The organism is Acidovorax sp. JHL-9 (genome assembly GCF_000426205.1).
Lineage (GTDB): Bacteria > Pseudomonadota > Gammaproteobacteria > Burkholderiales > Burkholderiaceae_C > Acidovorax > Acidovorax soli.
Genome location: NZ_AUEX01000004.1, coordinates 1 through 12,194 on the forward strand (window position 1 = coordinate 1; position 12,194 = coordinate 12,194).

The window sequence follows — 12,194 nt, forward strand, 5'->3', positions numbered from 1 at the left end:
AAGAATTGAAGTGAACTTCACTTCTCTCTCATGAGCGTTTGTAGTGCTAAGCACTAGTTCCAAAGAACTTGGCACTCGCCATCAAACGCCCACGCTTATCGGCTGTATGTTTTTAATGAACCAGATCACAAAGCGCCTAAGCCGCCTCATCATCTTCAACCCGCTGCGATCAGCGAAGCCTTAAATTCTAGCACAGTTTTTGAAGAACCGTCAAACTTTCGAAAATTTTCACTCTCCAGATCCCAGCCACTCACAGCAACCAGACCCACCGAGCGAAGCCTTGAATTATATACCGGGTTTTTACCCAGACCAACCCAAAACCATCTTCTTTTTTTCCTCCGCCGCCTACAACCTACCAAAGAGGAGGGCTCAAGGCAGCGAAGCCATAGATTGTAGCACGGGAAAGCCAAGAAAAAGACAGGACTCCAGCGAGCTGCACCATTCTGTCCTGGACCGGAGGAGTCCAATCGCCCTAGGACAGAAACGGATGACCCCGATAATCAGCGCCACTATGGCACTTATCACCCTTCTGGACGCCCAACTCGCATTTGGGCATGTTGCATTGCTGGACCACGCTGGCTTCTCCCTGGAAACCGCAGAGCGCATTGGTTTGATCGGGCGCAACGGAGCTGGCAAGTCGTCCCTGCTCAAGATTCTTGGCGGATTGGCCAAACCGGACGATGGCACCCTGCAGGTACAGCAAGGCGTGCGCATCGCCTACGTTGCACAAGAACCCGCACTGGACCCGGAAGCCACCATTTTCAAAGCGGCATCGGAAGGTTTGCAGCATGTCATTGCGATCCGGGACCAGTATCTTTCCGGAGCAGAAGGCCTCGACCTCGACGCACTGCAATCCGTGATTGAGGCTTACGATGCCTGGAACTGGGAACAGCGGGTTGAGGAGACGCTGCAGCGCCTGCACCTGGACCCGGATGCCAGAGTTGGCACACTCTCGGGCGGCACCAAGAAGCGCGTCGCCTTGGCCCAGGCACTGGTGGCGCGGCCTGACGTGCTGCTGCTTGATGAGCCCACCAACCACCTTGATCTGGACTCCATCGAGTGGCTCGAAGAGCTGTTGCTCGATTTCCCGGGCAGCGTTGTCACCATCACCCACGACCGAGCCTTTCTGGACAGGGTCGCCACGCGGATTGTGGAACTCGACCGGGGCCAGTTGCGCTCCTACCCAGGCAACTTCGCGCAATACCTCGTCCAGAAGGAAGAGCAACTGGCACAGGAAGCAGTGATCGCCGCCAAGGCAGACAAGTTGCTGGCCCAGGAAGAAATATGGATTCGCAAGGGCGTGGAGGCGCGGCGCACACGCAGCCAAAGCCGCATCACACGGCTGGAGCACCTGCGCGCGCGCCGCGAGGCACGGCGGGATGTAGTGGGAAGCGTGAAGATGGATGTGGCCACCGGTTCGCAAAACGGCTACCAAGGCAAAATCGTGGCCGAGCTGAACGGGGTCAGCAAGGCATTCGGCGACAAGACCATCGTGCGCAACTTCAGCGCCACCATTCTCCGCGGCGACAAGGTGGGCCTGATTGGCCCGAATGGTGCGGGCAAAACCACCCTGCTCAAGCTGATCCTGGGCGAGCTCCAGCCTGACGCGGGAACGATCCGCCAGGGAGCCAACCTGCAGGTCGCCTATTTCGACCAGATGCGCCATGCCATCAACCTCGATGCCACGCTGGAGGATTTCATCAGTCCAGGCAGCGAATGGATTGAGATCGGCGGGCAGCGCAAGCATGTCAAGAGCTACCTGAGCGATTTCCTGTTTTCGCCCGCGCGCGCGCACTCCCCCGTGCGGTCCCTGTCCGGAGGCGAGCGCAACCGGCTTTTGCTGGCGCGCCTGTTCGCCCGCCCCGCCAATGTGCTGGTGCTGGACGAACCCACCAACGATCTGGACATCGACACCCTGGATTTGCTGGAAGAACTGCTGGAGTCCTACGATGGCACCGTGTTTCTGGTCAGCCACGATCGGACTTTCCTCGATAACGTGGTGACCAGCACCATCGCATTCGAAGGCGACGGACGGTGGCGGGAGTATGAGGGCGGCGTGCAAGACTGGCTGGTCCAGTCCAAGCGCAGCCGGGCACTGGCCGCCGCTGCGCCTCAGGCACGTTCGGGGGCAACAGATATTTCAGAGAAAAATCCCCCCCAGCGCCTACCAGACAAGCCGGAACAACTCCCAAAAAAGAAACTGAGCTACAAAGAGCAACGTGAGCTGGACCAGTTGCCTGAACGGATTGCCGAGCTGGAGACCGAGCAGAAAGCCCTGCAACAGGAGCTGTCCGACGGACAGCTCTACAGCAAGGATCCAGCCCGTGCGGCAACCCTGCATGCGCGCGAAGGCGAGATCGAAGAAGAATTGATGGCAGCCTTGGAGCGCTGGTCGGCACTTTCTGCCTGACGAACGGCCGATCAACGCAAGGCGCCCTCCGAGCCTTGCGGCAACCGATCAGATCCGATGGTGAGAACGGGCGTGGCGATCCCGCGCAATCGCGTTGGTTCAAGGGCAGGACCTCGTCCGCTGTACCGTGGGCCAGGGCCTCTAAAGGAGCCACCTGAACCTGCGACCCGTGCGCGAAGCCATGGTGAGGCGGGCACAGCGCATGACGCACCTGCTCGATGCCCGCATGGAAAACAACCTGCGCCGCAAGATCTACCCGTGCGGGCTACTGCTGCAACTGGACGATGCCATGCGAACCCCTGGCACCATCCAGCGCCGCGTCCCGCTGTCCGAACGCATCGACGATGCCAACGCGCTGGACACCGGCCCCTGTGTCCCAGGCCCGCGCCCTGGAGTCCAACGACGCCAGCGCCATCCGCAAACGGTACAAAACCCACCAGACGGACCTGGAAGAAGCCAAGCGCGCGCTGCTGCGGGTGCTGTCCGACCTCGTAGTGGAACGCGCAGCCGCCTGAACCTGCGCTGCCCGTTGCAGCGCAACGTGGCTACCGGCTCTGCGCTACCACCCGCTGGAACACGCGCCAGAAGGCGGCATCCTGCGTGGTGGTGAAGTTGATGCGCATCAGCGTACAGGGCTGTCGGCTGGCATGGAACAAGGCCCCGGGCGCCAGCAGGTAGCCCTCGTCCAGCATGCGCTGGGCCAGCATGTCGGTATCCACGCCCGTCTCCACCCAGCCAAACAGCCCCGCCGGCTCGGCCGCAAAGCTGCACCCGGCCTCCAGCGCCAGCTGCACGCTGCGCGTGCGCGCCTGGGCCAGGCGCAGGCGCATGCGCTCGGCGTGGCGGCGCAGCTGGCCCTGGTCGATGCACAGGGCCAGCGCCTTCTCCAGGATGGACGGCGTGGTCAGGGTGGACAGCAGCTTGGTGTCGAGCAGCCGCTCCACCAGATCGGGTGGCGCCGCCAGGTAACCCACGCGCCAGTTGGGCGCCAGGATCTTGGCGAAGCCGCTCACATAGATGGTGCGCCGCAGGCCGTCGAGCACCGTGAGCCGCGTCGCGTGCGCGGGCGCGATGTGGCTGTAGGTGTCGTCCTCCACAATGTGGAAGTTGTGCCGCTGCGCCAGTTGCAGCACCTGGTGGGCGCTGCCGGGCGACAGGCAATAGCCCGTGGGGTTGTGGAACACACTCACGCTCACGAACAGCTTGGGCGCGTGGGCTTCGCAATAGCGCGCCATCACAGAGAGGTCGGGCCCGTCGGCGCGGCGCGGCACCGGCAGGATGCGCATGCCCAGGGCATCGAGCCGCGCGAACTCCACCGACCAGCCGGGCTCCTCCACCATCACCGGGTCGCCCGGGCGCAGCAGGGTGCGGCTGACAATGTCGAGCGCGTGCGTGGCCCCTACCGTGGTGATGATCTGCCCGGCCGGCGCGGGAATGTCCAGGCCGGCCAGCTTGCGCGCCAGCACCTGGCGCAGGCCGGGGTCGCCCATGGGGTCGCCATACTGGAGCGAGCCCTCCTGCAGCGTCCGGCTTGCCGTCACCTTGCGTACCGCCGCCGCCATGAAGCCCGTCTCCAGCCATTGCGCAGGAAACACGCCGGAACCCGGCTGCGGGTGAGAGGAGGCCTGGTGGAACATGCCCCGGATCAGCGCCGTGGCGTTGATGCGCGAACCCGAGGGCAAAGGCCCGCAATCCCGGCGTCCATCCGGCACCACGACGGCTGCATTCTGTATGGCTGAAAGCGCTTTTCCTTCCCGCGCTACAGCCCCATTCTGCACAAAATCACGCACATAGAAACCGCGCTGGTTGCGCGCCTCCACCAGGCCCTGGGCCTGCAGCTGGTCGTAGGCCGCCACCACGGTGTAGGGGCTCACGCCCTGCTGACGCGCGCATTCGCGCACTGACGGCAGGCGCGTGCCCGCGGGCAGCAGCCGCGAGCGGATGCGCTCGGCAAAGCGCTCGGCCAGCTGCTCGGTCAGGGTGTGGTTGCTGGAACGGGTCAACATGCGGTGCCTCGTGCAGAAATGCCAACTGTGCTGACACAATCGCCATTACAGATCGTGCCATTGTCGACCAATCTGTATTGGTACTGTATTGCCAGTGCTTCTACAGTAACAGTCCGATCTCCTCCTTGCAACGCCATGCCACCTGTTGAATTCACTGCCCTGCTGGCACTGGCCACCGCCATGAGCTTCAGCCCCGGCCCCAACACCACGCTGTCCACCGCGCTGGCGGCCAACCGGGGGCTGCGCCATGCCATGCGCTTTGTCTGCGCCGTGCCCGTGGGCTGGAGCGCCCTGCTGCTGCTGTGCGCGGGCGGCCTGGGGGCCGCCGTGGTGGCGGTGCCGGCGCTGCGCTGGGGCATCAAGGCCGTGGGCATTGCCTACCTGGTGTGGCTGGCCTGGAAGCTCAGCCAGAGCGCCCGGCTGGGCGAGGCCGATGCGGCCCGCATGGACGTAGGTTTCTGGCAGGGTGCGGCGCTGCAGTTCGTGAACATCAAGGCCTGGCTGCTGTCGCTGACCATCGTGGCGGGCTGGATCGTCGGGCACGAAGACAGCCTGCAACGCCTGGCCGTGGTGCTGCCGGTGATGGCGCTGTATGCGCTGTCCAGCAACCTGGTGTATGCCGCCGTGGGCGCGCTGCTGCGCCACTGGCTGGCGCGCGGCCGGCGCCTGCTGTGGTTCAACCGTGCCATGGCGCTGGTGCTGGTGGTGACGGCGGCCTGGATGGTGCGCGCATGAGCACGCCCGTGTCCGCATCCGTTGCCAGCCCGGACGTTGCAACGCCATCGACCGCGCCAGTGCCCCATCCGCACAATGCCTCCGAGGCCCGCGGGCTGGCCCTGGGCCTGCTGGGCGTCACGATCTTTGCCCTGACCCTGCCCATGACGCGCCTGGCCGTGGGCACGCCCGAGGCCCCGCTGATGTCGGGCCTGTTCATCGCCATGGGGCGCGCGGCCGTGGCCGGGCTGCTGTCGGGCGCCCTGCTGCTGGCCCTGCGCGCACCCCTGCCGCAACGCACCGAGCGGGGGCCGCTGGTGCTGACGGCGCTGGGCGTGGTGTTCGGATTTCCGCTGCTCACGTCCATGGCCATGCGCCATGTCAGTGCCGTGCATGCCAGCGTGATCGTGGGGGTGCTGCCGCTGGCCACCGCCGCCGTGGGCGCGCTGCTGCACCGCCAGCGCCCGTCGCCGGCGTTCTGGGCCTGCGCGCTGCTGGGCACCGGCCTGGTCGTGGCTTTTGCCGTGCTGCGTTCGGGCGGCGCCGGGCTTTCGCTGCACCCGGCCGACCTGCTGCTGCTGGGCGCCATGCTGTGCGCGGCCGTGGGCTACGGCTTTGGTGCACGGCTGTCGCAGGACATGCGGGCCGAGTTCGTGATCTGCTGGGCGCTGGTGATCTCGCTGCCCGCCACGGTGCCGCTGGCGGCGCTGTCGCTGCCCGCAACGCCCATGCCAGCGCTGGCCTGGGGCGGCTTTGCCTATGTGTCGGTGTTTTCGATGTGGCTGGGCTTTTTTGCCTGGTACCGGGGCCTGGCGCTGGGTGGCACGGTGCGCGTGAGCCAGGTGCAACTGGTGCAGCCTTTTCTGGGCATGCTGTTTGCCGTGCCCCTGCTGGGCGAGCGCCTTGATGCCGTGAGCGTGGGCTTTGGCCTGGCCGTGATGGCCACCGTGCTGCTGGGCCGGCGCATGCCGGTGCGGCCACGGCCCGCCTCGGCATGACGATGGCGACACCTCCGGGCATTGCGGCCGCAGGGCAGGTTACAGTGCGTGCCCATCGGCCCACCCGCAGGCCGGTACCCCGCCGCACAACGGCTTTTTTATGGATGACAAGCGCCCCTGGCGGGCGCCACTGGAGATGACTGCATGACGAACTGGACCCTGGCCGCACGCGCCGCCAAGATGAACCCCTCCGCGATCCGCGAGATCCTCAAGCTCACCGACAAGCCCGGCATCATCAGCCTGGCCGGCGGCCTGCCCTCACCCAAGACCTTTCCCCTGCAGGAGTTCACCGCGGCCTGCAACACCGTGATGGCACGCGACGGCGCCGCCGCCCTGCAATACGCCACCAGCGAGGGCTACGCCCCCCTGCGCCAGGCCGTGGCCGACATGCTGCCCTGGGCGGTGGACCCCGACCAGGTGCTCATCACCACCGGTTCGCAACAGGCGCTCGATCTGATCGGCAAGGTGTTCCTCGACAAGAACAGCCGCATGCTGGTGGAAACACCCACCTATCTGGGTGCGCTGCAGGCCTTCGCGCCGCAGGAACCCATCGCCGTGAGCGTGGCCAGCGACGACGACGGCATCCTGGTGGAAGACTTTGCCGCCAAGGCCGGCACCGGCACCGACAAGGCCCGCCTGGCCTATGTGCTGCCCAACTTCCAGAACCCCACAGGCCGCACCATGACCGAGGCACGCCGTGCCGCGCTGGTGGCCAAGGCAGCCGCGCTGGGCATTCCACTCATCGAGGACAACCCCTACGGCGACCTGTGGTTCGGCGAGGCCCCGCCCGCACCCCTGACCGCGCGCAACCCCGACGGCTGCATCTACATGGGCTCGTTCTCCAAGGTGCTGGCCCCGGGCCTGCGCCTGGGCTTTCTGGTGGCGCCCAAGGCCATCTACCCCAAGCTGCTGCAGGCCAAGCAGGCTGCCGACCTGCACACGCCCGGCTTCAACCAGCGTGTGGTGGCCGAGGTGATCAAGAACGGCTTCCTCGATCGCCATGTGCCCACCATCCGTGCCCTCTACCAGCAGCAGCGCGACACCATGCTGGCCGCACTGGAGCATGAGATGGCCGGCCTCGGCGTGCAATGGACACGCCCGGCGGGCGGCATGTTCCTGTGGGTACGCCTGCCCGAGGGCGTGAACGCGCAGGCACTGCTGGCCGATGCTGTGGAGCGCAACGTGGCCTTTGTGCCCGGCGCACCGTTTTATGCCGAACACCCCGACACGCGCACGCTGCGCCTGTCGTATGTGACCGCCAGCAGCGACGAGATCCGCACCGCCATTGCCGCGCTGGCGGCAGCCATCCGCGCCCACCAGGCAAAGGGCTGAAACCATGCGCCAGCGCCCCTTCCGGCAGGTGGATGTGTTCACCGCCCAGCCCTACCTGGGCAACCCGCTGGCCGTGGTGCTGGACGGCGAAGGCCTCACCACCGAGGCCATGCAGCAGTTCACCGACTGGACCCACCTGTCCGAAGCCACCTTTCTTCTGCCGCCCACGCCCGAAGGCCGCGCGGCCGGGGCGGACTACCGCGTGCGCATCTTCAGCCCCGGCCGCGAGCTGCCGTTTGCGGGCCACCCCACGCTGGGCAGCTGCCATGCCTGGCTCGAAGCCGGCGGCCAGCCCCACACGGCGGGCCGGGTGGTGCAGGAATGCGGCGTGGGCCTGGTGGCGCTGCGCCAGGACGGCGATCGCCTGGCCTTTGCCGCGCCGCCCCTGGTCCGCAGCGGCCCGCTCGACGAAGCCGACGTGGCCCGCATCGCCCAGGGCCTGGGCGTGGCGCGCAGCGACATCCTGCACCACGCCTGGTGCGACAACGGCCCGAACTGGCGCGGCGTGATGCTGCGCTCGGCCGCGCAGGTGCTGGCGCTGAAGCCCGACGGCGCCATCCTGGCCGGGCTCGACGTGGGCGTGGTCGGGCCAAGCGCAGAAGGTGGAGCATCCGCACCGCGTGGCAAGGTCGGCGTGGTGGGCAGCAGCGATGAACAGGGCATTGCCTTCGAAGTGCGCGCCTTCTTCCCTGGCAGCAACGGCCTGAGCGAAGACCCTGTCACGGGCAGCCTGAATGCCGCGCTGGCGCAATGGCTCATCGGCGCGGGCCTGGCGCCCACACACTATGTGGCCAGCCAGGGCACCGCGCTGGGCCGTGCCGGGCGCGTGCACGTCGCACAGGAAGGCAGCGACATCTGGGTGGGTGGCAGCACGGTGACCTGTGTGCGCGGCGAGGTGCTGCTGTAGCAGCCCCTCCACCACGGTCACTCCCGCGCCCCGCCGCCACCTCCTGAGCCCTGCCCGTGCAGACGCTCGCGGCGCGCCCAAACGGCACTTCATCGGTTTTGCCTACCGAAACATGATCCGACTGAGATAGCTCTCTCCATCCCCAGTCGGTGCCAATTCCCATGCCAGACGGAAGGGTTAACCCCATCTTCGATTTCATTCCATGAAATTTTTATCTATGGGTTTGACGTGCGCCGCCACGCCCAACACCATAGTCTCCACATCCGCAGTCACCAGCGGCAGGAGACAACAGCATGCGATGGAAACAACGCCCCCCCGGTTCGAACTGGGGCGATTTCGGGCCCGATGACCAACTGGGGCGCGCCAACCTGATCGGGCCTGAGCAGGTGCGCAAGGGCGCGCTGGAAGTGCGCGAGGGGCTCAGCTATTGCCTCTCGCTGCCGCTGGACCTGCCCGGCGGCAACGCGCTCAATGCGCGGCGCCATCCTCCGCGCCTGTCGCCCACACGCAATGGCGACCGGCCCTACCTCAACTTCCCGCTGGGCCATGTGCTTGCCGGCGCCACCGACGTGATCAGCGACGACCAGGTGCTGCTGTCGCTGCAGTACTCCACGCAGTGGGATTCGCTGGCCCATGTGGGCTCGCTGTTCGATGCCGAGGGCGACGGCCAGTTGCGCACCACCTACTACAACGGCTACCGGGGCCACGAGCATGTGCTGGGGCCGGTGGACCATGGCCTGCCCGAACGCGACGCCCAGGGCAAGCCCGGCCCCTATCGCCCGATCTGCTGCGCCGGCCGCCCCGCCGACACCAGCGTGGCGCGCGCCCTGGGCGTGGAGAACCTGGCGAAAAAAGGCATGCAAGGGCGTGCCGTGCTGGTGGACCTGGCACGGGTCTGCGGCACCGAGTTCCAGGACATCGGCTACGAGCAGCTCATGCACGCCATGGCACAGTGCGGCGCCACGGTGGAGCCCGGCGACATGCTGCTGCTGCGCACCGGCTTTGCGGGGCTGGTGCTGTCCATGCAGGGCCAGCCCGACGCCGAGCGACTGCACCACAGCTGCGCCGCCCTGGATGGCGGCGACCAGCAGCTGCTGCAATGGATCACCGACAGCGGCATCGCGGCCCTGGTGGCCGACAACTACGCCGTGGAGCGCCACCCGCCCACACGCGTGCCCCCGGACGGCGCACCCTACCCCGTGCTGCCGCTGCACGAGCACTGCCTGTTCAAGCTCGGGCTGCCGCTGGGTGAGCTGTGGTACCTCGACGAGCTCGCCGAAGCACTGCACGCCCGGGGGCGCACCCGCTTTCTGCTCACCGCGCCGCCCCTGCGCCTTCCCGGTGCCGTGGGCTCGCCCGTCACGCCCATCGCCACCCTCTGATTTCCGTTAGCCCCACACAACCCCAGGAGACAAGCATGAACCGCCACCCCACCCGCAACCCCCTGCCCACCGCATGCCGTGCGCTTTGCGCCAGCCTGGCGCTGCTGGCCGCCACCACTGCGGCCACCGCGCAAGAGGTGAAGATTTCCGACGACGTCGTGCGCCTGGGCATCCTCACGGACCTGGGTGGCCCCTTTGCCGACATCACCGGCCCGGGCAGCGCCGCCGCTATCCAGATGGCCATCGACGACTTCGGCGGCCAGGTGCTGGGCAAGAAGATCGAGCTGCTGGTGGTGGACCACCAGAACAAGGCCGACATCGCCGCCAGCAAGGCGCGCGAATGGTTCGACACCGGCAAGGTGGATGCCATCATGGACGTGGCCGTCTCCGCCCCGGCGCTGGCCGTGCTCGAAGTGGCCAAGCAAAAGCAGAAGGTCATCGTCTTCAACGGTCCCGGCACCGACCGCCTCACGGGCGACCTGTGCATGCCCAGCACCGTGCACTATGTCTATGACACCTACGCCCTGGCCAACGTGACGGCCAGCGCCATCACGCAGCGCGGCGGCAAGGAGTGGTTCTTCATCACCGCCGACTACGCCTTCGGCCACAGCCTGCAGGACCAGGCCAGCGCCGTGGTCACGGCCCAGGGCGGCAAGGTGCTGGGCGCGGCCCGGCACCCGATCGCTGCGACCGACTTCGCCTCGTTCCTGCTGAGTGCGCAAAACAGCAAGGCCCAGGTCATCGGCCTGGCCAACTCCGGCGGCGACACCGTGAACACCATCAAGGCCGCGCGCGAGTTCGGCCTGACCCAGGGCAAGAGCAAGCAAACCCTGGCCGGGCTGCTGATGTACATCAACGACATCCACGCCATCGGCCTGCGCACGGCGGGCGGCCTGATGCTCACCGAGGCCTTCTACTGGGACATGAACCCCGAGACACGCGCCTGGTCCAAGCGCTATTTCGAGAAGATGAAGAAGATGCCCAACATGAGCCAGGCGGGCGCCTATTCATCCACCATGCACTACCTCAAGGCCGTGCAGGCCGCCAAGACCGACGACACGGCCAAGGTGATGGCGCAGATGAAGGCGACGCCCATCAACGACTTCTTTGCCAAGAATGGCCGCATCCGCGAGGACGGTCGCATGGTGCACGACATGTACCTGTTCGAGGTCAAGTCGCAGGCCGATTCCAAGTACCCCTGGGACTACTACAAGCTGCTGGCCACGGTGCCGGGTGACAAGGCCTTCCTGCCGCTGTCGCAGTCCAAGTGCCCGATGGTCAAGAAATGAGCACAGCCCAGAGCACCGTCCTGATCGTGGGCGCCACGGGCGTGGTGGGCCAGGCCTGCCTGCGCCATTTCGCCAGCCTGCCCGGCTGGAGCGCGATCGGCGTGGCGCGCCGGCCCATCACGCCGCCCCCCGGTGCGCACAGCCTGCAGCTGGACCTGCAGGACAGCGCGGCCTGCGCCGCCGCGCTGGCGGGCCGCGACGACATCACCCATGTGGTGTACGCCGCCGTCTATGAAAAGCCCGGCGGTCTCGTCGGCGGCTGGCGCGACCAGGAGCAAATGGATACCAACCTGCAGATGCTGCGCAACGTGGTCGAACCGCTGGACCGCCCCGGCGGCCCGCTGCGCCATGTGACCATCATGCAGGGCGGCAAGGCCTACGGTGTGCACATCCACCCCGAGATCGCCGTGCCCGCGCGCGAGCGCTGGCCGCGCGACGCGCACGAGAACTTCTACTGGCTGCAGGAGGACTTCCTGCGCGAGCGCCAGGCCAAGGCAGGCTGGCACTTCACCATCCTGCGGCCGCGCATCGTGTTCGGCGATGCCATGGGCAGCCACATGAACCCGATCCCGGCCATTGGCGTCTATGCCTGGCTGCGCCATGAACAAGGCCTGCCGCTGGCCTACCCCGGCGGCCCCGCGCGGGTCAACCAGGCCATCGACGCCGACCTGATCGCCCAGGCCTGCGCCTGGGCCGCGACCTCGCCCAACGCGCGCAACGAAACCTTCAACCTGGAAAACGGCGACGTCTTCGTGTGGCAGAACGTCTGGCCCACCATAGCCGATGCGCTGGGCATGGCGGTGGGCGCGCCCGAACCGCAATCGCTGGGTGCCACCCTGGCGGGGCAACAACAGGCCTGGGAGCGTATCGTGGACAAATACCGGCTGGCGGCGCCGCGCAAGCTGGCGGCCTTCATCGGCCAAGGCGCCACCTACGCGGACTTCCAGATGAACCACGGCAAGACAGGTCCTTTGCCGCCGGTGATCATGAGCTCGGTGAAGATCCGCCAGGCGGGCTTCCACGCCTGCATGGACACCGAGGACATGTTCCGCAAGTGGTTCGGCCAGCTGCAGCAGCGCCGTCTGCTGCCCACGGCTGCGCAGGCTCGGACCCTGGCATGAAGATCACGGCCATAGCAAGCACCATCGTCGATCTG

Annotated in this window: 10 protein-coding genes; 9 read left to right on the forward strand and 1 reads right to left on the reverse strand. The window is 66.8% G+C overall.

Annotation, left to right across the window (positions count from 1 at the left end; translation table 11 throughout):
* Positions 1 to 511 precede the first annotated feature (511 nt).
* The gene (locus tag K225_RS0104145; protein ID WP_026435238.1) at positions 512 to 2,410 is read left to right on the forward strand and encodes an ATP-binding cassette domain-containing protein; all 1,899 of its coding nucleotides are present in this window, start codon (positions 512 to 514) and stop codon (positions 2,408 to 2,410) included.
* 344 nt (positions 2,411 to 2,754) lie between these two features.
* Complete coding sequence (locus tag K225_RS22120; protein WP_155885223.1) at positions 2,755 to 2,925, forward strand: hypothetical protein; 171 nt, start codon at positions 2,755 to 2,757, stop codon at positions 2,923 to 2,925.
* Between the two features lie 30 nt (positions 2,926 to 2,955).
* Here K225_RS22120 and K225_RS0104155 read toward each other — a convergent pair whose 3' ends face one another.
* A complete protein-coding gene (locus K225_RS0104155; RefSeq protein ID WP_026435239.1) occupies positions 2,956 to 4,416 on the reverse strand; it encodes a PLP-dependent aminotransferase family protein in 1,461 nt (486 codons plus the stop codon).
* A gap of 135 nt (positions 4,417 to 4,551) precedes the next feature.
* On the opposite strand from K225_RS0104155, the gene K225_RS0104160 reads away from it, so the two are divergent.
* The 7 genes from K225_RS0104160 (at position 4,552) to K225_RS0104190 (ending at position 12,159) form a co-directional block, all read left to right on the forward strand.
* On the forward strand, positions 4,552 to 5,151 hold the full coding sequence (locus K225_RS0104160) for a LysE family translocator (protein WP_026435240.1): 600 nt from the start codon (positions 4,552 to 4,554) through the stop codon (positions 5,149 to 5,151).
* Between the two features lie 59 nt (positions 5,152 to 5,210).
* Entirely contained in the window at positions 5,211 to 6,128 is a 918-nt protein-coding gene (locus K225_RS0104165; protein WP_034711804.1) for a DMT family transporter, read from the forward strand.
* Positions 6,129 to 6,272: 144 nt separating this feature from the next.
* Positions 6,273 to 7,460 carry a PLP-dependent aminotransferase family protein gene (locus K225_RS0104170; protein WP_026435242.1) on the forward strand — a complete coding sequence of 396 codons (1,188 nt, stop codon included), beginning with the start codon at positions 6,273 to 6,275 and terminating at the stop codon, positions 7,458 to 7,460.
* A 4-nt stretch (positions 7,461 to 7,464) separates the two neighbouring features.
* Positions 7,465 to 8,367, forward strand: a complete 903-nt coding sequence (locus K225_RS0104175; protein ID WP_026435243.1) for a PhzF family phenazine biosynthesis protein — start codon at positions 7,465 to 7,467, stop codon at positions 8,365 to 8,367.
* A 293-nt stretch (positions 8,368 to 8,660) separates the two neighbouring features.
* Complete coding sequence (locus K225_RS0104180) at positions 8,661 to 9,749, forward strand: cyclase family protein (RefSeq protein ID WP_026435244.1); 1,089 nt, start codon at positions 8,661 to 8,663, stop codon at positions 9,747 to 9,749.
* A 35-nt stretch (positions 9,750 to 9,784) separates the two neighbouring features.
* Positions 9,785 to 11,038, forward strand: coding sequence for an ABC transporter substrate-binding protein (locus K225_RS0104185; RefSeq protein ID WP_026435245.1), 1,254 nt, complete (start codon positions 9,785 to 9,787; stop codon positions 11,036 to 11,038).
* Positions 11,035 to 12,159, forward strand: a complete 1,125-nt coding sequence (locus K225_RS0104190) for an SDR family oxidoreductase (RefSeq protein WP_026435246.1) — start codon at positions 11,035 to 11,037, stop codon at positions 12,157 to 12,159. Before K225_RS0104185 ends, K225_RS0104190 begins: the two co-directional genes overlap by 4 nt.
* Positions 12,160 to 12,194: the final 35 nt, after the last annotated feature.